Genomic DNA, 23,298 nt, shown 5'->3' with positions numbered 1-23,298 from the left:
GGCGTCGGTAACAAACCGTGCACCAAGGAGGATTCCGTGGACCGAGCGACCCCGTCCCGCTGGCCGGCGCTGCTGGTGCTGTGCGCCGGCACTCTCATGATCATTTTGGATGGCAGTGTCGTGTCGGTGGCGCTGCCCGCCGTACAACGCGACCTGGGCTTCACGGCCGCCGGGCTGGCCTGGGTGGTCAACGCCTACCTGGTGGCGTTCGGCGGGCTGCTGCTGCTCGCCGGCCGTCTCGGTGACCTGCTCGGCCGACGCCGGGTCTTCCTGGCCGGCGTCGCGCTGTTCACCGTGGCCTCGGCGGCCTGCGCGGCGGCCGGCGGGCCGGCCCTGCTCGTCGGCGCGCGGTTCGCCCAGGGCGTCGGCGGCGCGCTGGCCATGGCGGTGAGCCTCGGCATGATCGTCCGGCTCTACCCCGAGCCGGCCGAGCGGGCCCGCGCCATCGCCGTCTACAGCTTCACCGGGGCGGCCGGCGCGTCCGTCGGCACGGTGGCCGGGGGAGTGCTGACCGAGGTGGCCGGCTGGCGCTCGATCTTCCTGGTGAACCTCCCGATCGGGGCGGCGATCCTGGTCGCCGCCGTCCGCCGGCTCCCCGCCGAGCGGGGCATCGGCCTGCGGGCCGGCCTCGACGTGCCGGGCGCCGTGCTCGCCACCGCCGGCCTGATGGCGGCCGTGCTGGGCATCGTGGGTACGGGTGAGCACGGTTGGACCAGCCCGCGAACCCTCGGCGCGATGGCGCTCGCCGTGCTGCTGCTCGGTGGCTTCGCGGTACGCCAGCGCGTGGCGTCCACCCCGCTGCTGCCGGCCCGACTGCTGCGCGTGCCCGGTCTGCTCGCGGCGAACGCCGTGCAGTTCCTCATGGTGGCCGCGTACTTCGGCTTCCAGTTCCTGCTCGCCGTGGAGCTGCAACTGGTGCTCGGGCTGGACGCGGCGGCGACCGGCTGGGCCTTCCTGCCCACCCCCGTGGTGATCGCGGTGGTGTCGCTCGGCCTGGCGGGTCGGCTGATCGCCCGTTGGGGCGCCCGAACCGTGCTGCTGACCGGACTCGGCCTGGCCGCCGTCGGTTTCCTGGTGCTCGCCCGGCTGTCCGCCGACGGTGGCTACGTCGCCGACGTACTCCCGGCGATGTTGATCTTCGGGGTGGCCGGCGGCCTGACCCTGCCGGCGGTCACCACGCTGGCCATGGCCGGCGCGACCGACACCGACGCCGGGCTCGCCTCCGGTCTGGCCAACACGACCCAGCAGGTCGGGGGAGCGCTCGGCCTGGCGACGCTGGCGACCCTCGCGGCGGCCCGCAGCGACGGCCTGCGGGCCGCCGGTCAGGCCGAGGCGGCCGCGCTGGCCGGCGGTTACCGGGTCGCGTTCGCGGTGGCCGCCGCCCTGGTGCTCGCCGCGCTGCTGGTGGCTCTGGTCACCGGGCCGCGGCGGTCGGCCGCCGGGCGGTCCGGCGACGGCGGGCCGCGCAATCGTTCGGGGTCGAAGCGCCGCGTCCGGTTGACCGAGGACGCCGAGGCCGCGAGGGTGATCGGGTGAGTGAGGCTGACGAGACCCGAGACGGCGTGGCCCTGACCAACCTGGACCAGCCGCTGTCCGACCGTGACGACGCGACCAAGCGCGACCTCGTCGACTACCTCGACGCGGTCCGGGAGCCCATCCTCGGGCAGCTCCGGGACCGGCCGCTGTCGGTGATCCGGGTCCGCCCCGGCCAGCCGCCGTTCATGCAGAAAAACCTGCCCCGCTACACCCCGGACTGGGTACGCCGGACGCCGGTCTGGGCCGAAGCGTCGCACCGGGAGATCTCGTACGCCCTCTGCGACGACCGGCGGACCCTGCTCTGGTTCGCCAACCAGCGCGCGGTCGAGTACCATCCGACCCTGGCCACGGTTGCCGACCTGCACCGACCGACCCACCTGGTGCTCGACCTGGACCCGCCCGAGGGCGACGGGTTCCGGGCGGCGGTCGACGCGGCCCTGCTGGTCCGCCAGGCGCTCGCCGACGCCGGCCTGGTCGGAGCGGTCAAGACCAGCGGCGCCAAGGGCGTGCACGTCTTCGTCCCGGTCACGGGCGAGGCCACCGCCGAGGAGTTGGCCGCCGCCACCCGGGCACTCGCCGTCCGCGCCGAACGGCTCGACCCGGCGCTCGCCACGACGGCGTACATCCGCGAGGACCGGGGCGGGAAGGTGTTCGTGGACGCCACCCGCTCCGGCGGGGCGACGGTCGTCGCCGCGTACAGCCCGCGACTGCGGCCCGGGATGCCGGTCTCCTTCCCGGTCGACTGGGCCGACCTGACCCAGGTGACCCCGGCGGACTTCACGATCCGGACGGTTCCGGCGCTGCTCGCCGGGACCGACCCGTGGGTCGCGCGGCTGCCGGACCCCCAGCAGATCCCCGCCGACCTGGTCACCGAGGGCCGCGCCATCCCGGTCGCCCGCGTCCAGGCCATGCACGAGGGCAAGCGCCGGGCCCGCGCCCGCCGCGAAACCACCTGACGGTACGCCCCGACGACTGCCCCAACAGCCGCCACGCGGCTCGGGTCCGGCTCGGCCGTCCGGCGGTCCTTTCTTGTCGGGGTTCTGTGGCACGATTTTCCGGGTGACCAGCCGATCCACGGAGAGCCAGCGCCTCAGCGACCTCGCGCGGCTGCGTCGCGTCCGCGATCGCATCGACCGGGAGTACGCGCAGCCGCTGGACGTCGAGGCGCTCGCCCGGGGCGTCCACATGTCGGCGGGGCACCTCAGCCGGGAGTTCCGGCTCGCCTACGGTGAGTCCCCGTACAGCTACCTCATGACCCGGCGCGTGGAGCGCGCGATGGCCCTGCTGCGTCGTGGTGACATGAGCGTCACCGATGTATGTTTCGCGGTCGGCTGCTCGTCGCTCGGCACCTTCAGCACCCGCTTCACCGAACTGGTCGGGATGCCCCCCAGCACCTACCGCCGGGAGGCGGCGCTGTCGACCGCCGGGCTGCCGTCCTGTACGGCGAAGCAGGTCACCAGACCCATCAGGAATCGAGAAGCGCAGGTCACGCGGCCACCTCTAGCGTGACCGGGGCCCCGCCCACCCGAGCAGATGGAGAGACGATGAGCAAGGCAGCGGACTCGCCCGCGGCACACGTCGCCGACCGCCACGACCTGATCCGGGTGCAGGGCGCTCGCGTCAACAACCTCAAGGACGTGACGGTCGAGCTGCCGAAACGCCGCCTCACGGTGTTCACCGGTGTCTCCGGCTCGGGTAAGAGTTCGCTGGTGTTCGGCACCATCGCCGCCGAGTCGCAGCGGATGATCAACGAAACCTACAGCGCCTTCCTCCAGGGCTTCATGCCGACGCTGACCCGGCCCGAGGTCGACGTGCTGGCCGGCCTCACCACCGCGATCATCGTCGACCAGGAGCGGATGGGGGCCAACGCCCGCTCCACCGTCGGCACCGCCACCGACGCCAACGCGATGCTGCGCATCCTGTTCAGCCGGCTCGGGCAGCCGCACATCGGCTCGCCGAACGCCTTCTCCTTCAACGTCCCGTCGGTCCGGGCCAGCGGCGCGATCACCGTGGAACGCGGCGCGGGCAAGACGAAGACCGAGAAGGCGACCTTCAACCGCCTGGGCGGCATGTGCCCGCGCTGCGAGGGGATGGGCGCGGTCACCGACTTCGACCTCTCCGCGCTGTACGACGACAGCAAGTCGCTCAACGAAGGCGCGATCACGATCCCCGGCTACAGCATGGAGGGCTGGTACGGGCGGATCTTCCGGGGCTGCGGCTACTTCGACCCGGACAAGCCGATCAGCAAGTACACGAAGCGGGAGCTTCAGGACCTGCTCCACCGGGAACCGACCAAGATCAAGGTTGAGGGCATCAACCTGACGTACTCGGGCCTGATCCCGCAGATCCAGAAGTCGTTCCTCTCCAAGGACATCGACACGTTGCAGCCACACATCCGTGCCTTCGTGGACCGGGCGGTCACGTTCACGACCTGCCCCGACTGCGACGGCACCCGGCTCAGCGCCGAGGCCCGCTCGTCGAAGATCGCGGGCAAGAACATCGCCGACGTCTGCGCCATGCAGATCAGCGACCTCGCGGCCTGGGTCCGGGGCATCCAGGAGCCGTCGGTCGCGCCGCTGCTCAGCGGGTTGCAACACCTCCTCGACTCCTTCGAGGAGATTGGGCTCGGCTACCTGTCGCTCGACCGGCCGTCCGGCACGCTCTCCGGTGGCGAGGCGCAGCGCACCAAGATGATCCGCCACCTCGGGTCGTCGCTCACCGACGTCACGTACGTCTTCGACGAGCCGACGATCGGGCTGCACCCGCACGACATCGCCCGGATGAACGGCCTGCTGCTGCGCCTGCGCGACAAGGGCAACACCGTCCTGGTCGTGGAGCACAAGCCGGAGGCCATCGCCATCGCCGACCACGTCGTCGACCTCGGTCCGGGCGCCGGCACCGGCGGTGGTGAGGTGGTGTTCGAGGGCACCGTCGAGGGGCTGCGCGCCAGCGACACCCTGACCGGGCGGCACCTGGACGACCGGGCCGCGCTGAAGTCGTCGGTGCGTACACCGTCCGGCACGCTCGCCGTGCGGGGCGCGAACACCCACAACCTGCGGGACGTCGACGTCGACATCCCGCTCGGCGTGCTCGTGGTGGTCACCGGCGTGGCCGGTTCGGGCAAGAGCTCGCTGATCCACGGCTCGGTGTCCAGCACCGACGGTGTGGTGTCGGTCGACCAGAGCGCGATCCGTGGCTCCCGGCGGAGCAACCCCGCGACGTACACGGGCCTGCTCGAGCCGATCCGCAAGGCGTTCGCCAAGGCCAACGGTGTGAAGCCCGCGCTGTTCAGCGCCAACTCCGAGGGTGCCTGCCCCGGCTGCAACGGCGCCGGCGTCATCTACACCGACCTGGGGATGATGGCCGGTGTCGCCGCCACCTGCGAGGAGTGCGAGGGGCGGCGTTTCCAGGCGTCCGTACTGGAGTACCGGTTCGGCGGCCGCGACATCAGCGAGGTGCTCGCCATGTCGGTGACCGAGGCGGAGGCGTTCTTCGGCACGGGCGAGGCCCGTACGCCGGCCGCGCACGCCATCCTCGACCGGCTCGTCGACGTCGGGCTCGGCTACCTGAGCCTCGGCCAGCCGCTGACCACCCTGTCCGGCGGCGAGCGGCAGCGGCTCAAGCTGGCCACCCGGATGGCCGAGAAGGGCGGCATCTACGTCCTCGACGAGCCGACCACCGGCCTGCACCTCGCCGACGTGGAGCAACTGCTCGGCCTGCTGGACCGGCTCGTCGACGACGGCAAGTCGGTGATCGTCGTCGAGCACCACCAGGCCGTCATGGCGCACGCCGACTGGATCATCGACCTCGGCCCGGGCGCCGGTCACGACGGCGGCCGAATCGTCTTCGAAGGCACCCCGGCAGACCTGGTATCGGCGCGCAGCACCCTAACCGGAGAACACCTAGCCAAGTACGTAAACGCCTAACCCCGCCCCGCCCCGCCTCGCGCCCGCGTCCCCAGGTTCTCCGCGATCTTGCACTTTCGGTGGCGACAAAACGCGCATCTCACCCAAAACGACAACCGAAACTGCAAGATCGCGGAGTCGAGGGGTTCGGGGCCTGGGGCGGGGCGCGGTGGGGCAGGTGGGGTCCGGGAGCGGGCACGGTTCGACGCGAGCCGGCACCGGGAGCGTGGGGTCCGGGAGCGGGCACGGTTCGACGCGAGCCGGCACCGGGAGCGTGGGGTCCGGGGCTCGGCCCCGGGACAGAAATGACAAGCGCCCCAGGTCCGCGCTTCTCAGCGGACATGGAGCGCGAAAGCTTGTGCCCCCGGCAGGATTCGAACCTGCGCCCCCGCCTCCGGAGGGCGGTGCTCTATCCCCTGAGCTACGGGGGCTCAGCGACTGGAGAAGACTAGCAAACCTCCTCCGCGTACGCCGAATCGGTATCGGGTGGGCCGATCGTGTCGGCGACCGGCCCACCCGGTACTCAGGCCGCGACCGCCCGTCCGCAACTGGGCAGCGGGTGCAGGACGATCCGCCGGGGCAGGCGGCGCGGCCACTCGTTGCGGGGCCAGGACCCGTCCACGATCAGGTGCACGGTGCGCTGTTCCTCGCCACTGAGTCGCAGGACGAAGTCGCGGGGGAGCGGCGGGTCGACCGTCGGCGTCGTGATCATGAAGCGCACCCGACCCCGGGACGACACGGCGGAGATCACGTCGGCGGCCGGCATCGTGCCGCGCAGTCGTACCCGCCCGATCCAGTAGACCTCGGCGAGGTGCTCCTGGGCGGTCCGGGTGATCGCCGGGTACTCGCTGCGTACCCACCGTTCGACCGCGCTGACGCAGAGCCCGCAGGCCCGCTCGCGCGGCTCGCGGGGACCCAACCCCCAGGCCCGCAGGTACGCCCCGACGGCGCCCACGTCCAGCGGAAGGTCGAACCGGCGCTGGATGAGCGTGGTGAGGCTCTGCCGCGTCCACAGCTCCTCGTCCAGGCCGAACTCGTCGGGGTGGACGCCCCGGAGTGTGTCGATCAGTTCGAGTTCCTGCTCGCGGCTGAGCATTCCCGGCTCGCCCTGCCGCTGTCCGCGACGGACGGCTGCCACCGCCCCGTCACCGCCGATGGTGTGGCGTCGGCACCAACTGGTGACCGAGCGCCGTGCGTCTCTGAGTGCAACCCCCACGTCTTGGGCAACGAGCCCGAATCACAACTGGTCACGATATGTGTGGAGAAAACTCTCTAAGCAACGTAATCGCCCGTCCAGCGCTAAACGCTAATAACGGACTAACCGGCACGTATAGGGAGGCTTCGGGAGGTGATCGACTCGGGATCTTGGAAGCCGGGGCGTCCCGGTTGTGCCGACAGCCCTCTTTGCAGGAAACCGAGTCGATCATCGAGCCCGCGCGCGGCGCCCCGGGGTGGCGGCCGGATACGGGCCGGGCCCGCGCCCCGCCGAGGTGCGGCGGTGACGCGGGCCCGGTGCGCCCGTGGAGTGGATCAGCCCTTGGCCTGCGCCTGGAGCTGCCGGAGGTTGTTCAGCTCGGACTGCTGGGTGGACTTCATGGTCTCGGCCACGCGTACCACCTCGGCGTTGTCGGTCTCCGCGAGCGCCGCGTCGATCATGTGGATCCCGCCCAGGTGGTGGTTGTACATGAGGGTCAGGAACTGCCGGTCGACCTCGATGCCCTTGGCGTCGCGCAGGGCGGCCATCTGCTGCGGCGTGGCCATGCCCGGCATCAGCCCGTCCTTGACCGCCGCGCCGTCGGACATCCACGACATCGGCGGCTGCGAGCCGGTCGGGCTCAGCCCCCACTCGCGCAGCCAGGTCTGCATGGCGCCGATCTCACCCTGCTGGCCGGTGGCGATGTCGACGGCGATCTGGCGGACCTCGGGCAGCGTCGCCGACCGGTACGCGATCAGGCTCATCTCCACGGCCTGGGTGTGGTGGGTCGTCATGTCCCGGGCGAAGCCCGCCTCGACCGAGGCGTCACCGGGGCGGGTGAGCCGGGGGGTGAGCAGACCGCCGGCGTACCCGAGCAACAGCCCCACCACCAGCAGGGCGGTCAACGCGAGCAGCCCGTAGCGCCGTGCCGGCGCCCGGCCGTCCTCTTCCGGGGCGGCCTGGGTCTCGTCGTACTCGCTGTCCGTGGTGGTGGGGGCTGTCATCGAGGTCCTTACTGGGTGGGCGGCTGCTGCTGGAGCTCACGCGGCGTGGTGCCGGTGGCGGTGACGCCCTGGTTGCAGAGCGCCGTGGGGCCCTCGACCGAGGCGTTCACCCGCAGGTCCTTGATGAAGTCGTCGATCCGCTTGTCGTCGGCGTTGTCGACCTTGAGCTGGTAGCCCCACGCCTGGAGCGAGATCGGCTTGTCCAGGCCCTCGTACGGGCTCATCAGCATCTTCTCGACGCCACGCACCTTGCCGGCGAGCTTGTCGACCTGGTCCTTGGGCAGGTCCGGGCGGTAGGTGATCCACACCGCGCCGTGCTCCAGGCTGTGCACGGCGTGCTCGCTGGCGATCGGGGCGTCGTACACGTCGCCCATGCAGTTCTGCCACGCCGCGTTGTGCACGCCACCCACGGGCGGCGAGTACTTGTAGGTCAGCGGGCCGGCCTTGTGCGCCTCGTACTTGAGGCTCTCCGGGTCGGACTTGCGGATGTTGGTGATGCCGTCGATGGCGTTGGCCCGCTTGTCCCACGGCTTGGAGCCCTGGACCGCCGCCCAGGCGCCGTACCCGATGATGCCGGCGGCGAGCACGCCCACCGCGACGAAGAGCGCGATGGGACCCCACGCCCGGCCCTGGCTCACCTTGACCGGTGCGACCGGCTTGCGCGGGCCCTTGCCACCGGCCCGGGGGGAGCCTGTCGGCTTGCCGGAACCGGCCTTGGCGCCGGGCGCCGGCCGGCCCGCGGCCGGCTTCTTGCCGGTGCTGACCACGGTCGGGCGGCGCTCTGGGCCACCCGGGGTACTGATGCTCATCGTGCCTCGTCAAGTCGGTCGGTCAGGGGAGATGGCGGGCCGGTTGACGCGCAGGGTAGCCGCCGAGTGCCCGAGTCTACCCCCGATAACATGGTTGGGTGACTCCTGCAGAACTCGCCTCGGTCGTCCTCACCGCCGCCCACGCCGTCTTCACCGACCGTGGCCTGGATCACGCCGCGCTGCCGGAGCGCACGGTGGTGGAGCGACCGCGCAACCCCGAGCACGGCGACTACGCCTCCACGCTCGCTCTGCAGTTGAGCAAGAAGGTGGGCGTCCCGCCGCGTGAGCTGGCCAGCGCCCTCGCCGACGAGCTGGGTCGGGCGCCCGGGATCAAGTCGGTGGAGATCGCCGGGCCGGGCTTTCTCAACATCCGGCTGGACGCCGCCGCCGCCGGTCAGCTCGCCCGGGTGATCGTCGAGGCCGGCGCGGAGTACGGCCGCAGCGACCGGCTCGCGGGCGAGAAGATCAACCTGGAGTTCGTGTCGGCCAACCCCACCGGCCCGGTGCACATCGGCGGCGTCCGCTGGGCGGCCGTCGGCGACGCGCTGAGCCGGCTGCTGCGGGCCACCGGCGCCGACGTCGGCACGGAGTACTACTTCAACGACGCCGGTTCGCAGATCGACCGGTTCGCCCAGTCGCTGCTGGCCGCCGCGAAGGGCGAGGCCGTGCCGGAGAACGGCTACGGCGGCGCGTACATCGCGGAGATCGCCACCGAGGTGCAGGCCCGCCGGCCCGACGTGCTCGACCTGGACGACGCAGCCGCCCAGGAGGTGTTCCGCGTCGAGGGTGTCGCGCTGATGTTCGACGAGATCCGCTCGTCGCTGCGGGACTTCGGCGTGGAGTTCGACACCTACTTCAACGAGAAGGACCTGCACGACCGGGGCGAGCTGGATCTCGCACTGGCGCGGTTGCGCGAGCAGGGGCACCTGTACGAGTCCGAGGGCGCGACCTGGCTGCGGACCACCGACTTCGGTGACGACAAGGACCGGGTGCTGCGCAAGTCCAACGGCGAGTGGACGTACTTCGCCGCGGACTGCGCCTACTACCTGGACAAGCGGGAGCGCGGCTTCGAGCGGGTCGTGATCATGCTGGGCGCCGACCACCACGGCTACATCGGCCGGATGAAGGCGATGGCGGCCTGCTTCGGCGACGACCCGGAGCGCAACCTGGAGATCCTCATCGGGCAGCTGGTCAACCTGCTGCGCGACGGCGCCCCGATGCGGATGAGCAAGCGGGCCGGCACGGTGATCACCCTCGAAGACCTGGTCGAGGCGATCGGCGTGGACGCCTCGCGGTACGCGCTGGCCCGCTACTCCAGCGACTCCCCGATCGACATCGACATCGAGCTGTGGACGCGGGCGACCCGCGACAACCCGGTCTACTACGTGCAGTACGTGGCCGCGCGGACGGCGGGCGTGGCCCGCAACGCCGCCGAGGTGGGCCTGGTTCCGGGCGACGCCGACGCGTTCCGCCCCGAGCTGCTCGAGCACGAGAAGGAGAACGAGCTGCTCAAGGCGCTCGCCGAGTTCCCGGCCGTGGTGGCCGCGGCCGCCGAGCTGCGCGCGCCGCACCGGCTGGCGCACTACCTGGAGGACGTCGCCCAGGCGTACCACCGGTTCTACGACAGCTGCCGGGTGCTGCCGTTGGGCGACGAGGAGGTCACCGACCTGCACCGCGCCCGGCTGTGGCTCAACAACGCCACCCGCACGGTGATCGCCAACGGTCTGCACCTGCTCGGCGTCTCCGCCCCCGAGAGGATGTGACATGCGGGCTCACGAGGCCGGTGCGCTGCACGCCGACATCAGCAACCAGGGGCCGGCCTGGCTTCGTACCCCGGTCGACGTCAACGCCCTCGTGCCGGCGTTGTGGCCGCGCAGCGTGGCACGCGGAGCGGACGGCGCGGTCGCCGTCGCGGGCCTGAGCGTCCGCGACATCGCGGCCGAGTTCGGCACCCCGGTGTACGTGCTCGACGAGGCCGACCTGCGCTCGCGCTGCCGCGACTTCCGGGCGGCCTTCCCGACCGAGGACGTCTACTACGCGGGCAAGGCGTTCCTCTGCCGGGCGGTGGTCCGGATGATCGCCGAGGAGGGCCTGCACCTGGACGTCTGCACCGGCGGCGAGCTGGCCACCGCGCTCTCGGCCGGGATGCCGCCGGAGCGCATCGGCTTCCACGGCAACAACAAGTCGGCCGCCGAGCTGGGCCGGGCGCTCGACGCCGGGGTGGGCCGCATCATCGTCGACTCGTTCACCGAGATCGACCGGCTGACCGCGCTGGCCCGCGAGCGCGGCGTCCGCCCCCGGGTGCTGGTCCGGGTCACCGTGGGCGTCGAGGCGCACACCCACGAGTTCATCGCGACCGCCCACGAGGACCAGAAGTTCGGCTTCTCCCTGGCCGGGGGTGCGGCGGCCAGCGCCGCGTTCAAGATCCTCGACGAGGACGTGCTGGAGCTGCGCGGTCTGCACTCGCACATCGGGTCGCAGATCTTCGACGCCAGCGGCTTCGAGGTGTCGGCCCGTCGGGTGCTCGCCCTGCAGGCGCAGATCCGCGACGCCCGGGGGGTGGAGCTGCCCGAGCTGGACCTGGGCGGCGGTTTCGGTATCGCGTACACCACCCAGGACGACCCGGCGACCCCGCAGGACCTGGCCAAGCGGCTGCGCAAGATCGTCGACTCGGAGTGCGCGGCGGAGAACCTGGCCGTGCCCCACCTGTCGATCGAGCCGGGCCGGGCCATTGTCGGGCCGGCCGTGTTCACCCTCTACGAGGTCGGTACGGTCAAGGACCTCGACGGCATCCGGACGTACGTAAGCGTCGACGGCGGGATGAGCGACAACATCCGTACCGCGCTCTACGACGCCTCGTACTCGGCGACCCTGGCCTCGCGCGCCTCGGACGCGGCGCCGTTGCTCGCCCGCGTGGTGGGAAAGCACTGTGAGTCCGGGGACATCGTGGTGAAGGATGAATTCCTGCCCGCCGACGTGCAGCCCGGAGATCTTGTCGCGGTGCCCGGCACCGGCGCGTACTGCCGGAGCATGGCCAGCAACTACAACCATGTGCCCCGGCCGCCGGTCGTCGCGGTACGTGACGGCCAGGCACGCCTGATCGTCCGGCGGGAGACCGAAGAGGACCTGCTGGCATTGGATGTGGGATGACGTCACCTGTGCGCTTGGCTCTGCTCGGCTGCGGCACGGTCGGCCAGGAGGTGGTCCGACTACTGCACGAGCAGTCGGCCGACCTGGCCGCCCGCATCGGCGCTCCACTGGAGATCGCCGGCATCGCCGTCCGCCGACTCGGCCGCGACCGCGGTGACCTGCCGATCGACGAGAGCCTGTTCACCACCGACGCGCTCGGGCTGATCAAGCGCGACGATGTGGACGTGGTCATCGAGGTCGTCGGTGGGATCGAGCCGGCCCGGACCTGGCTGGTCGAGGCGCTGCGCGCCGGCAAGAGCGTGGTCACCGCCAACAAGGCGCTGCTCGCCGAGGACGGCGTCGCGCTGCACGAGGCGGCCGCCGAGGGTGGCGGGGACCTCTACTACGAGGCGTCCGTTGCTGGCGCCATCCCGTTGCTGCGCCCGCTGCGCGAGTCGCTGCACGGCGACCGGATCAACCGGGTCACCGGCATCGTCAACGGCACCACCAACTTCATCCTGTCCGCGATGGACGCCACCGGCGCCGGCTTCGCCGAGGCCTTGGAGGAGGCCACCGAGCTGGGGTACGCCGAGGCCGACCCCACCGCCGACGTGGAGGGCTTCGACGCCGCGGCCAAGGCCGCGATCCTCGCCTCGCTGGCGTTCCACACCCGGGTCGGCGCCGCCGACGTGCACCGCGAGGGCATCACCGAGGTGACCGCCGCGGACATGGCCAGCGCCCAGGCGATGGGCTGCACGATCAAGCTGCTCTGCATCGCGGCCCGGGGCGTCGACGCGGCCGGTCAGGAGACGGTCAGCGTTCGGGTGCACCCGGCGATGATCCCGCGCAGCCACCCGCTGGCCAGCGTCGGCGACGCGTTCAACGCGGTCTTCGTCGAGGCGGACGCGGCCGGGCAGCTCATGTTCTACGGCCGGGGCGCCGGCGGCGCGCCGACCGCCAGCGCGGTGCTCGGCGACGTGGTGGCGGTGTCCCGCAACCGGCTCGCCGGTGTCCGCGCGGCCAGCGAGAGCGCGTACGCCGACCTGTCGGTGCGGCCGATGGGCGAGGCGCTGACCCGCTACCACGTGAGCCTGGACGTGGCCGACCGCTCGGGTGTGCTGGCCGCCGTGGCGAGCGTGTTCGCCCGGCACGACGTGTCGATCGCGACCGTGCGCCAGGGCTCGGCCGGTGGCGCTCCCGGCCGCGACGGCGACGCCGAGCTGGTCATCGTCACCCACGTGGCACCGGACGCCGCGCTCGCCGCGACCGTCGGCGAGCTGCGCGGTCTGGACATCGTCCGGTCGGTGACGAGTGTGCTGCGGGTCGAAGGCGGCGCCTGACTCGTTGGACCATCGGGGGTGCGGGTGTCCCGCCAGGTGGGTTACCCGGGGTGTGCCATCGATGGCTGCGGCAGGGTGGTCCAGGGTGACCGGGTGTTCGGGTCGGCGCAGCGGTAGAGGCTCGGGTCGTCCGGCGACGGAGAGGCGAGGAGAGCGACATGTGGCGGGGTCTGATCGAGGCGTACCGGGATCGGCTGCCCGTCACCGCGGCCACGCCGGTCGTCACGTTGCACGAGGGGAACACCCCGCTGCTGCCGGCGCCCGTGCTCTCGGCCCGGCTGGGTTGTGACGTCTACCTGAAGGTGGAGGGGGCCAACCCGACCGGCTCCTTCAAGGACCGGGGGATGACCCTCGCGGTGTCGAAGGCGGTCGAGGCCGGCAACAAGGCGATCATCTGCGCCTCCACCGGCAACACCAGCGCCTCCGCCGCGGCGTACGCGGCCCGGGCCGGACTGACCTGCGCGGTGCTGGTGCCGCAGGGCAAGATCGCGCTGGGCAAGCTGGCCCAGGCGCTGGTGCACGGGGCGAAGCTGCTCCAGGTCAGCGGCAACTTCGACGACTGCCTGGCGCTCGCCGCCAAGCTCGCCCAGGATCACCCGGTCGCGCTGGTCAACTCGGTCAACATCGACCGCCTGCACGGGCAGAAGACGGCCGCTTTCGAGATCGTCGAGGCGCTCGGCGACGCGCCGGACATCCACTGCCTGCCGGTCGGCAACGCCGGCAACATCTCCGCGTACTGGATGGGGTATTCGGAGGAGCAGGCCGCCGGCGTCACCACCCGCGCGCCCAAGATGTACGGCTTCCAGGCGTCCGGCGCGGCGCCGATCGTGACCGGCCAGGTGGTGCCGGAGCCATCCACCATCGCCACCGCGATCCGGATCGGCAACCCGGCGAGCTGGACGAAGGCGCTCGACGCGCGGGAAGCCTCCGGCGGCCTCATCGCGGCGGTGACCGACCGGGAGATCCTGTCGGCGTACCGGCTGCTCGCCCGTGAGGTGGGCGTGTTCGTCGAGCTGGGCAGCGCGGCCAGCGTGGCCGGCCTGCTCCAGCAGGCCGCGGCGGGCGCGGTGCCGGCCGGTTCGACGGTGGTCTGCACGGTGACCGGTCACGGCCTGAAGGACCCGGAGTGGGCGATCTCCACCGCGCCCGCCCCGCTCACCATCGGCAACGATCCGTTGGCCGCGGCCCGGGCCCTCGACCTGGCCTGAGGGCGTCGCCGCCGCCGGCGGTGGGCCGCCCCTGGGGGCGGCGGGGGTTCCGGTGATCGAGTCCGGCACACTTTCAGGTATCCCCGCCCGCATTCTCTTTCAGGAGTGAGCCAGGCCGATGTCGCTGCTCGCCAGATTCAGCCTCGCCAACCGAGGGCTGGTCGCCCTCATCGCGGTGGTGACCACGGCGTTCGGAGCGTTCGCCGTGCCGTCGCTGAAGCAGCAACTGCTGCCGTCGCTCGAGTTCCCGGCCGCGTTCATCGTGGCCGCCTACCCCGGCGCCGGACCCGAGATCGTCGAGTCGCAGGTGACCGAGCCGATCGAGAACGCCCTGCAGGGCATTCCGGGGCTGGACAAGGTCACCTCCACGTCCCGCGAGGGGTCGGCCACGGTCCAGGTCGAGTACGAGTTCGGCACCGACCTGGACGACGTGGTCAACAAGATGCAGACCGCGCTGAGCCGGATCGACTCCCAGTTGCCGGACAGCGTCGACCCGCAGGTAATCGCGGGCAGCACCGACGACCTGCCGGCGGTGGTGCTGGCCGCGGCCGGCGGCGCGGACGAGCGGGCGCTCGCCGAGAAGCTGCGCGCGACGGTGGTGCCGGAGCTGGAGGGCATCGAGGGCGTCCGTACGGTCGAGGTGACCGGCACCCGCGACGACGTCGTGGTGGTCACCCCGGACCCGGCGAAACTGGCCGCGGCGAAGCTCGCGCCGACCGCGATCGGCACCGCCCTGAAGACCAATGGCGTCTCCATCCCGGCCGGCGCGGTGACCTCCGGGGGTCTGGCCCTACCCGTGCAGGTCGGAACGCCCGTCGCCACCGTGGACGACCTGCGCGGCATCATCGTCGCGCCCGGCGCGGCGCCGGTGCGCCTCGGTGACGTGGCGACGGTCGAGCAGCAGCTCGCCCCGGCCACCGCGATCACCCGGACCAACGGCAAGGACAGCCTCGGTATCGCCGTCACCGCTTCGCCGGACGGAAACGCGGTGGAGATCTCCCACGAGATCCGCGACCGGTTGGCCGACCTGAAGAACGCCTCCGGCGCGGACCTGACGGTGGTGTTCGACCAGGCGCCGTTCGTGGAGAAGTCGATCGAGTCGTTGACCACCGAGGGTCTGCTGGGCCTCGTGATGGCGGTCATCGTCATCCTGGTCTTCCTGCTGTCGGTGCGCTCGACCGTGGTCACCGCGGTCTCCATCCCGCTCTCCGTGCTGGTGGCGCTGATCGCCCTCTGGATCGGCGACTACTCGCTCAACCTGCTGACCCTCGGCGCGCTGACCATCGCGGTGGGCCGGGTGGTGGACGACTCGATTGTCGTGCTGGAAAACATCAAACGCCATCTGGAGTACGGCGAGGAGAAGCAGCACGCGATCATCACCGGCGTCCGTGAGGTGGCCGGCGCGGTGACCGCGTCCACCCTCACCACGGTCGCGGTGTTCGCCCCGATCGCGCTGGTCGGCGGCTTCGTGGGGCAGCTCTTCGCGCCGTTCGCGATCACCGTGACGGTGGCCCTGCTCGCCTCGCTGCTGGTCTCGCTGACGGTGATCCCGGTGCTGGCGTACTGGTTCCTCAAGCCGCGTGGCGGCACCGTCGACGACGAGGCGGTGCGTCGTGACGCGGAGGAGAAGGAGCTGCACAACCCGTTGCAGCGGGCGTACCTGCCGGTGATCGGCTTCGCCACCCGTAAGCGGTCGACCCGCTGGATCACCGTCGGGCTCGGCCTGCTGGTGCTCTTCGCCACCTTCGGGCTGGCGCAGAAGCTGGAGACGAACTTCCTGGACGACTCCGGGCAGGACACGCTCAGCTTCCGGCAGGAGCTGCCGGCGGGCAGCGGCCTGGCCGCCACCGACGCGGCGGCCAAGCAGGTCGAGGCGGTCCTCGGCCGGATCGACGGGGTCGAGACGTACCAGGTGACGGCCGGCGGCGGCGACACGCCGTGGGCGGGCGGCGGCGGTAACAACGTCGCGAGCTGGTCGTTGGCGCTCGGCGGCGACAAGGACGCCAAGCAGGTACGCGAGGAGCTGCGCCGGGAGTTCGACAAGCTCGGCACCAGCGTGGGCGAGGTCAGCTTCGGCGGTGGCCAGGACGCGTCGACCAGCCAGCTGGAGGTGATCGTCCAGGCCAGCGACCCGGAGGTGCTGACCCGCGCCACCGAGGCGGCCCGTACGGCGATGGACGACGTCCCGGACGTCGAGGACGTCACCACGAGCCTCGCCGCGCGCGTGCCGCGGGTGGACGTGACCGTCGACCGGGTCGCGGCCGGTCGGGTCGGCCTCACCGAAGCCGCCGTGGGTCAGCTCGTCTCACAGGCGTTCCGTGGCGCTCCGCTGGGTCAGGTGGCGCTCGACGGGCGTCAGCAGGACGTGGTGCTGCGGCTGAGCGCCACCGCTCCGGTGTCGGTGGAGGAGCTGCGCGCCCTTCCGGTCGGGCCGGTGAAGCTCGACGACATCGCGGACGTCACGCAGGCCGAGGGGCCGCAGCAGGTGACCCGGATCGACGGTGAGCGCAGTGTCTCGGTGACCGGCGCGGCGACCGGTTCCAACCTGGGCGCGACCACGAAGGAGCTGCAGAAGCGGCTCGACGGCATCGACGTGCCCGGAGCGACCTTCACCATCGGTGGCGTCAGCGCCGACCAGTCGGACGCCTTCGGCGACCTGGGCCTGGCGGTGCTCGTCGCCATCGCGATCGTGTTCCTGATCATGGTGGCCACGTTCCGCAGCCTCACCCAGGCGCTGATCCTGCTGATCTCCATCCCGTTCGCGTCCACCGGCGCGATCGGTCTGCTGCTGATCACCGGTACGCCGCTGGGCGTGCCGGCGTTGATCGGTGTGCTGATGCTGGTCGGCATCGTGGTGACCAACGCGATCGTGCTGCTCGACCTGATCAACCAGTACCGGGCGCGGGGCATGGGAGTCCAGGAGGCGGTGGTCGAGGGCGGCCGGCGTCGGCTGCGACCGATCCTGATGACCGCGGTCGCGACGATCTTCGCCCTGCTGCCGATGGCCTTCGGGTTGACCGGCGAGGGTGGCTTCATCTCGCAGCCGCTGGCGGTCGTGGTGATCGGTGGCCTGCTCAGCTCGACGCTGCTGACGCTGGTCCTGGTGCCGACGCTCTACTCGATGGTGGAGCACACCAAGGAGTCGCTGCGGGAGCGGCGTCATCGGCGGCGCTCCGGCGACGCCGTGCCGAGCGGGTCGGAGAACGTCGAGCCGGACGGTCCGAACCAGGTGGCGGTGCCGTCGGGCGCACCGGCGGCGGCGCCGGCCGAGAGCGCGCAGCCCTCGGCGACGCGCCCCGCGCCGTCCGGTGCGCTGGTGGACGGCACGGACCAGTTCGAGGTGCTGCGGCTGCCCCGTAGCCGCAGGTCGCCGCTGCCCCCGTCGGAGCCGACCGAGTAGTCGACCGACATCGCGGGCAGCGCCCCCGGCAGGATTTCCTGTCGGGGGCGCTGCTCTTTGTAGCCCACACCGATCGAACGACCTGACCTCGGCTTCGCGTCACGTCTTGCATACTCCTGGTAGATGTCGGCGGTGATGAGCGGGGCAGGCGGATGAGCGAGGGTGGGCGCGGGTGGTCCCGGCGCGACCTGCTGCGCCGAAGCGCCCTGGTGGTGGCCGGAGCGACCGCCGGGGCGGGCGTCACGGACGTCTGGTTGAGCCACCGGCGGCTGCCGCTCGCCGGCGGCCCGGCCAGCGCCACCGTCGGCAATGGGGCGCAGGACGTCGGCGCAGGCGTCCTGCCGGTCGTCTGGTCGGTGTCGACCACCCAGCGGCTGGTCGCGCTCACCTTCGACGACGGCCCGGCGCCACAGTGGACGCCCATGGTGCTGGACACCCTCGCCCAGCACCGGGTGCCCGCCACGTTCTTCCTGGTCGGCAGCCAGGTCCGTAAGCACGCCGATCTCGTACGCGACCGGCTCGGCGAGCACGAGGTGGGCAATCACAGTTGGGCGCACCGGGACCTCGCCCAGTTGGACGCCGCCGAGGCGTACGACGACCTGAGCCGCACCCACGACGTGATCACCGACGTGACGGGCCGGGCCCCCCGCCTGGTCCGCCCGCCGTACGGTCACCTGGGTGGGGCGGTGCTGCACGCGGCCGCCCGGTTGAACTACCGGCTGGTGCTCTGGTCGTTGCAGATGGTGGAGCGGGAGTTTCCCGACGACCCGGCCGGTCATGCCCGCCGGATCGTGGACGGCGTCCGGCCCGGGACGATCCTGCTCGGGCACGACGTCGGTCAGCGGCGGCGCCTGGTCGCGCTGCGCGGCCTCCCCGACATGATTCGCGGGCTCCGGGAGCGCGGATACAGCTTCGTCACCGTCTCGTCGCTGCTGGGAGCGGGTGTAGCCCCCACACCCACCGGGTAGGGTGCCGGTCCGTGGCGTCCACCCTTTCGGTCCTTACCGGCAATCGGAGCTTCCGCAACCTCTTCCTGGCCGAGCTGGTGGTCTTCGGAGCCGACTGGTTCGTCATGGTGCCGCTGCTGGTGCTGCTGCCCCACCTGACGGGAAGCGGCGTCTGGGGCGCGTTGGTGCTGGCGGTGGACACCGGCATCGTGGCGCTGCTGCTGCCGTACACCGGCACCATCGCCGACCGGTTCGATCGGCGCAAGATCATGATTGTCGCGAACGTGGCCGCGCTGGCCGGTGTGTTGCTGCTGCTCGGTGTGCGCGACCGTGGCACGGCCTGGCTGGCGCTGGTGGCGATCGGGGCTGTCGCCGTCGCCAAGGCGTTCTACTCGCCCGCCGCGCAGGCCGCGCTGCCCAACGTGCTGGAGCCGCACGAGCTGGCCGCCGGTAACGCCGTGGCCGGCTCGGCCTGGGGCACCATGACGGTGGTGGGCGCCTCACTGGGTGGAGTGCTCAGCTCGGCCGCCGGCCCGTACGCCTGCTTCTGGGTGGCGGCGGCGGGCCTGGCGCTGGCCGCGGGCCTCGCCACGCGGATCCGCCGGCCGTTGCAGATGGCCCGCGACCCGTTGTTGCCGGCGCAGCGGACCTGGTCGGCGGTCCGCGAGGCGCTCGGCTACATCGGGCACCGACCTCGGGTGCTGGCGCTGGTGACGGTCAAGTCGGCGGTCGGCCTGGGCAACGGGGTGTTGACCGTGTTTCCGCTGCTCGCCGGCGTGTACGGGGTTGGTTCGCTGGGCGCGGGTCTGCTCTTCGCGGTACGCGGCGCGGGTGCGTTGGTCGGGCCCATCCTGATGCGTCGGGTGTTGACCAACCGGGCCTGGCTGCTGCCCGGGCTCGCGCTGTCCATGTCGCTCTACGGTCTGTCCTATGTGGGTGTGTCGGTCGTCCGCTGGTTCCCGCTGGTGCTGCTGCTGGTGTTCGTGGCGCACTTCGCGGGCGGCAGCAACTGGGTGATGTCGAACTTCGCCCTCCAGGGCGAGGTGCCGGACCGGCTGCGCGGACGCGTGTTCGCCACCGACATGATGCTCGCGACGCTGGCCATCTCGGTGAGTCAACTGGCGGTGGCCCTGGTCGTGGACGTGGTGGACGAGCGGGTGGTGCTGGCCGGCTGCGGGCTGGTCACCGTCGTGTACGCGGTCGGCTGGCGGATCGCCACCCGTCGTCTCTCGTTGACCGACCCGTCCGCCGAACCGGTCCCCGACCCGGCGAGCTGAGATCCGGCGGTCCCATGGTGCGGGCGAGCGGCCGAATCGTCGGTGCCGACGCCTAGCATGGGCGCGTGCCGACGAACTTCACCGCCGGGCCGGTCCGGGTCCGGGTTCCCGCGACGAGCGCCAACCTCGGTCCGGGCTTCGACGCGCTGGGGCTCGCCCTCGGGCTCTACGACGACCTGGCCGCCGAGGTGTCGTCCGGCGGGGTCCAGGTGACGGTGACCGGTCAGGGCGCCGGTGAGCTGCCGGCAGACGATCAGCACCTGGTGGTGCGGGCCATGCGTGCCACGTTCGACGTCCTCGGCGCGCAGCCCACGGGCCTGAGCGTGGAGTGCGTCAACCGGATACCGCAGGCGCGCGGCCTCGGCTCGTCGTCGGCTGCCATCGTGGCCGGGGTGCTGCTGGCCCGTGCCCTGGTCGCCGACGGCGAAGAGCGGCTGCACGAGCCGGCTCTCCTCCGGCTGGCCGCCGAGATCGAGGGCCATCCGGACAATGTCGCGCCGTGCCTGCTCGGCGGCTTCACGCTGGCCTGGACCGAGCCGGACGGCGCTCGTGCGGTGTCCCTGCCGGTCGCCGACGCCGTACGGCCGACCGTCTTCGTGCCCTCCGAACGCGGCCTGACCGCGACCGCGCGGGCGGCCCTGCCGGCCACCGTGCCCCACGCCGACGCCGCGTTGACCGCCGGACGGGCGGCGTTGCTGGTGCACGCGCTCACCACGGAGCCGGCGCTGCTGTTGCCGGCCACCGTCGACCGGCTGCACCAGGATTACCGCGCGGCCGGGATGCCGGGCACATCGTCGCTGGTCAGCGCGCTGCGTGAGACGGGTGTGGCGGCTGTGGTCTCCGGGGCCGGGCCGAGTGTGCTGGCGTTCGGCGAGCCGCCAGCGGGCTTCGACACGGGAACAGACTGGCAGATCTGGAAGTTACCGATAGACGTCAGCGGTGCCCGGGTCGCCCGGGGTAGACTGGGACACGCCGAGCGGGACCCTGTTGCCGCAGGTCGGAAGAGTTGATTACGCTCTAGACCTAGCACAGCCGCGAAGCACGCGATCTCCTGCGGGGCGGCACACCCCCGAAGCTCTCGGCGGTCAGCCCGTCACCCCTGCCAAGGCCCACGCCGCACCGCAGTTTCCACAGGTCGCCGCAGACGGCGAGACCTACCCACCGACGTTTGGTGGGTCGGGAAACCACCGGCTGCTGTGTCACAGACTCCCGCGACGCGTCCTTGCGAGGCGGGTGAACCGAGGCCGCCCGGCCACCTGAGCTCCGACTCCGGGCAGTCCCGGCCTTATCGAGGGAAGGAATCCATTGAGCGACACCACCGACGTGACGTCGGATGTTTCCAACGTCGCTGGCGATGCCACCGCTGCCGCTCCCGCCCGTCGTCGGCGCAGCGGTACCGGCCTGTCGGCGATGCTGCTGCCAGAGCTGCAGAGCCTGGCCGCGTCGCTCGGCATCTCCGGCACTGCTCGCATGCGCAAGGGTGAGCTGATCGCCGCGATCTCCGAGCGGCAGGGCGGCAACGCCGCCGGAACCCCTCGACCGCGGGCCGAGGTCGCCGCGGCGGCCGCTCCGGCCCGTGAGGAGGTGCGGGAGACCGTGGACCGCCCGGCGGCCGAGGGTCGCAGCACCGACCAGGCGCCGGCCGAGCCGGCCACCGAGACCGAGAGCCGCGGTCGTTCGCGGCGCAGCCGGACCGCTGCCGCGGAGGCCCGTACCTCCGAGGTCAGCACCTCCGAGCCGCGTGGCGCCGAGGCCCGCACCGACGAGGTCGAGAGCGGCGAGCGGTCCGAGCGTGGCGAGAACCGCCGCGACCGGGCCGAGCGCAACGACCGCTCCGAGCGTGCCGAGCGCAACGAGCGGGGCGACCGCAACGACCGGGGCGAGCGTGCTGACCGGGGCGAGCGTGCTGAGCGGGGCGACCGTGCTGAGCGGGGCGACCGTAACGATCGGGGCGAGCGGGCCGAGCGCAACGATCGGGGCGAGCGCTCCGAGCGGGGCGAGCGTGCCGAGCGCAACGACCGCAGCGATCGTGCCGAGCGGGGCGAGCGCAACGACCGCAACGATCGGGGCGACCGCAACGACCGTTCGGAGCGCGCCGACCGCAACGACCGTGGTCAGCGCGTCGAGCGCGTCGAGCGCGACAGCGACGACGAGGACGGCGAGGGCGGCGGTCGGCGTGGCCGGCGCAGCCGCTTCCGGGACCGTCGGCGTGGTCGTGGCGAGCGCGGCGAGACCGGCGGGGACACCGGCGGCGGCCGTGAGCCGCAGGTCGGCGAGGACGAGGTGCTCGTCCCCGTGGCCGGCATCATCGACGTGCTCGACAACTACGCCTTCGTACGGACGACCGGCTACCTGGCCGGCCCGAACGACGTGTACGTCTCGATGTCCCAGATCAAGAAGTACGGCCTGCGTCGCGGTGACGCGATCACCGGCGCCGTGCGGGCGGCCCGCGAGGGCGGCAACAGCGGTGACCAGCGGCGGGACAAGTACAACCCGCTGATGCGGCTGGACACGATCAACGGAATGGAGCCGGAGGAGGCGCGGCGTCGGCCCGAGTTCTACAAGCTCACGCCGCTCTACCCGCAGGAGCGCCTGCGGCTGGAGACCGAGCCGCACATCCTGACCACCCGGGTCATCGACCTGGTCATGCCGATCGGCAAGGGCCAGCGGGCACTCATCCAGTCTCCGCCCAAGGCGGGTAAGACGATGGTGCTGCAGGCGATCGCCAACGCGATCACCCGCAACAACCCGGAGTGCCACCTCATGGTGGTGCTGGTCGACGAGCGGCCCGAAGAGGTCACCGACATGCAGCGGTCGATCAAGGGCGAGGTCATCGCGGCCACGTTCGACCGTCCGCCGCAGGACCACACCACGGTGGCGGAGCTGGCCATCGAGCGGGCCAAGCGCCTGGTCGAGCTGGGGCACGACGTCGTCGTGCTGCTCGACTCGGTGACCCGGCTCGGTCGGTCGTACAACCTGGCGGCGCCGGCCAGCGGCCGGATCATGTCGGGTGGTATCGACTCCACCGCGCTCTACCCGCCGAAGCGTTTCCTCGGCGCGGCCCGCAACATCGAGAACGGCGGCTCCCTGACCATCATCGCCACGGCGCTGGTGGAGACCGGTTCGATGGCGGACACGGTCATCTTCGAGGAGTTCAAGGGCACCGGTAACGCGGAGCTGAAGCTGGACCGGAAGATCGCCGACAAGCGGACCTTCCCGGCCATCGACATCAACCCGTCCGGCACCCGTAAGGAAGAGGTCCTGCTCGCGCCCGAGGAGCTGGCCATCATCCACAAGCTCCGCAAGGTGCTGCACTCGCTGGACTCGCAGGCGGCGATGGACCTGCTGCTGGACCGCCTCAAGCAGTCCCGCACCAACATCGAGTTCCTGATGCAGATCGCGAAGTCGACGCCGGGGGAGTGACCCTCCGTCGGTGACCGACCGACGAGGAGAGGCGGGGGCGGTGCGGGCGCCCCGCACCACCAAAACCCCCCCACGCACACCCCAGACCCCCCCGGGGGCCCCCCCGCGGCGGGGTATGCATCCCC

16 protein-coding genes and 1 tRNA gene are annotated in these 23,298 nt (G+C 71.8%); 13 read left to right on the top strand and 4 right to left on the bottom strand.

Annotated features, from left to right (window positions below; translation table 11 throughout):
• Positions 1-36 precede the first annotated feature (36 nt).
• The 4 genes from ACIA3K_RS26340 (at position 37) to ACIA3K_RS26325 (ending at position 5,462) form a co-directional block, all read left to right on the top strand.
• Positions 37-1,536: an MFS transporter gene (locus tag ACIA3K_RS26340; protein ID WP_396804339.1), complete on the top strand. Its 1,500-nt coding sequence runs from the start codon at positions 37-39 to the stop codon at positions 1,534-1,536.
• On the top strand, positions 1,533-2,492 hold the full coding sequence (locus ACIA3K_RS26335) for a DNA polymerase domain-containing protein (protein WP_396804338.1): 960 nt from the start codon (positions 1,533-1,535) through the stop codon (positions 2,490-2,492). The genes ACIA3K_RS26340 and ACIA3K_RS26335 overlap by 4 nt, the downstream gene beginning before the upstream one ends.
• A gap of 103 nt (positions 2,493-2,595) precedes the next feature.
• Positions 2,596-3,045, top strand: a complete 450-nt coding sequence (locus tag ACIA3K_RS26330) for a helix-turn-helix transcriptional regulator (protein ID WP_396804337.1) — start codon at positions 2,596-2,598, stop codon at positions 3,043-3,045.
• A 35-nt stretch (positions 3,046-3,080) separates the two neighbouring features.
• A complete protein-coding gene (locus ACIA3K_RS26325; protein WP_396804336.1) occupies positions 3,081-5,462 on the top strand; it encodes an ATP-binding cassette domain-containing protein in 2,382 nt (793 codons plus the stop codon).
• A 338-nt stretch (positions 5,463-5,800) separates the two neighbouring features.
• Here ACIA3K_RS26325 and ACIA3K_RS26320 read toward each other — a convergent pair.
• The 4 genes from ACIA3K_RS26320 to ACIA3K_RS26305 form a co-directional block, all read right to left on the bottom strand.
• Positions 5,801-5,872, bottom strand: a tRNA-Arg gene (locus ACIA3K_RS26320).
• Positions 5,873-5,964: 92 nt separating this feature from the next.
• A complete protein-coding gene (locus ACIA3K_RS26315) occupies positions 5,965-6,657 on the bottom strand; it encodes a winged helix-turn-helix domain-containing protein (protein WP_355052838.1) in 693 nt (230 codons plus the stop codon).
• 314 nt (positions 6,658-6,971) lie between these two features.
• Positions 6,972-7,640 (bottom strand): DUF305 domain-containing protein, encoded by a 669-nt coding sequence (locus ACIA3K_RS26310; protein WP_396804335.1) that lies wholly within the window; start codon positions 7,638-7,640, stop codon positions 6,972-6,974.
• A gap of 8 nt (positions 7,641-7,648) precedes the next feature.
• On the bottom strand, positions 7,649-8,449 hold the full coding sequence (locus ACIA3K_RS26305) for a DUF3105 domain-containing protein (protein WP_357133916.1): 801 nt from the start codon (positions 8,447-8,449) through the stop codon (positions 7,649-7,651).
• Positions 8,450-8,547: 98 nt separating this feature from the next.
• Here ACIA3K_RS26305 and argS point away from each other — a divergent pair, with 98 nt between their 5' ends.
• The 9 genes from argS (at position 8,548) to rho (ending at position 23,173) form a co-directional block, all read left to right on the top strand.
• The gene (gene argS, locus ACIA3K_RS26300; RefSeq protein ID WP_396804334.1) at positions 8,548-10,212 is read left to right on the top strand and encodes an arginine--tRNA ligase; all 1,665 of its coding nucleotides are present in this window, start codon (positions 8,548-8,550) and stop codon (positions 10,210-10,212) included.
• Between the two features lies 1 nt (position 10,213).
• A complete protein-coding gene (gene lysA / locus ACIA3K_RS26295) occupies positions 10,214-11,599 on the top strand; it encodes a diaminopimelate decarboxylase (RefSeq protein ID WP_396804333.1) in 1,386 nt (461 codons plus the stop codon).
• Between the two features lie 8 nt (positions 11,600-11,607).
• On the top strand, positions 11,608-12,918 hold the full coding sequence (locus tag ACIA3K_RS26290) for a homoserine dehydrogenase (protein WP_396804406.1): 1,311 nt from the start codon (positions 11,608-11,610) through the stop codon (positions 12,916-12,918).
• A 158-nt stretch (positions 12,919-13,076) separates the two neighbouring features.
• A complete protein-coding gene (gene thrC / locus ACIA3K_RS26285) occupies positions 13,077-14,126 on the top strand; it encodes a threonine synthase (protein ID WP_357398825.1) in 1,050 nt (349 codons plus the stop codon).
• A 118-nt stretch (positions 14,127-14,244) separates the two neighbouring features.
• A complete protein-coding gene (locus ACIA3K_RS26280; protein WP_396804332.1) occupies positions 14,245-17,526 on the top strand; it encodes an efflux RND transporter permease subunit in 3,282 nt (1,093 codons plus the stop codon).
• A gap of 152 nt (positions 17,527-17,678) precedes the next feature.
• Complete coding sequence (locus ACIA3K_RS26275) at positions 17,679-18,494, top strand: polysaccharide deacetylase family protein (RefSeq protein ID WP_396804331.1); 816 nt, start codon at positions 17,679-17,681, stop codon at positions 18,492-18,494.
• Between the two features lie 11 nt (positions 18,495-18,505).
• Positions 18,506-19,750 (top strand): MFS transporter, encoded by a 1,245-nt coding sequence (locus ACIA3K_RS26270; protein ID WP_396804330.1) that lies wholly within the window; start codon positions 18,506-18,508, stop codon positions 19,748-19,750.
• Between the two features lie 65 nt (positions 19,751-19,815).
• A complete protein-coding gene (gene thrB, locus ACIA3K_RS26265) occupies positions 19,816-20,760 on the top strand; it encodes a homoserine kinase (protein ID WP_396804329.1) in 945 nt (314 codons plus the stop codon).
• Between the two features lie 295 nt (positions 20,761-21,055).
• Complete coding sequence (gene rho / locus ACIA3K_RS26260; protein WP_396804328.1) at positions 21,056-23,173, top strand: transcription termination factor Rho; 2,118 nt, start codon at positions 21,056-21,058, stop codon at positions 23,171-23,173.
• Positions 23,174-23,298: the final 125 nt, after the last annotated feature.

The sequence above is a fragment of the Micromonospora sp. NPDC051543 genome (assembly GCF_044454415.1).
Taxonomy (GTDB): domain Bacteria; phylum Actinomycetota; class Actinomycetes; order Mycobacteriales; family Micromonosporaceae; genus Micromonospora.
Note: the sequence above shows the minus strand (reverse complement) of the source record. Positions and strands in the feature narration are given on the sequence as shown.

Bases quoted from the DNA above. Each gene is read 5' to 3' on its own strand.
- ACIA3K_RS26325 (WP_396804336.1), top strand. From the start codon at position 3,081: ATGAGCAAGGCAGCGGACTCGCCCGCGGCACACGTCGCCGACCGCCAC.
- ACIA3K_RS26275 (WP_396804331.1), top strand. From the start codon at position 17,679: ATGAGCGAGGGTGGGCGCGGGTGGTCCCGGCGCGACCTGCTGCGCCGA.
- lysA (WP_396804333.1), top strand. From the start codon at position 10,214: ATGCGGGCTCACGAGGCCGGTGCGCTGCACGCCGACATCAGCAACCAG.
- ACIA3K_RS26305 (WP_357133916.1), bottom strand. From the start codon at position 8,449: ATGAGCATCAGTACCCCGGGTGGCCCAGAGCGCCGCCCGACCGTGGTC.
- ACIA3K_RS26310 (WP_396804335.1), bottom strand. From the start codon at position 7,640: ATGACAGCCCCCACCACCACGGACAGCGAGTACGACGAGACCCAGGCC.
- thrC (WP_357398825.1), top strand. From the start codon at position 13,077: ATGTGGCGGGGTCTGATCGAGGCGTACCGGGATCGGCTGCCCGTCACC.
- ACIA3K_RS26280 (WP_396804332.1), top strand. From the start codon at position 14,245: ATGTCGCTGCTCGCCAGATTCAGCCTCGCCAACCGAGGGCTGGTCGCC.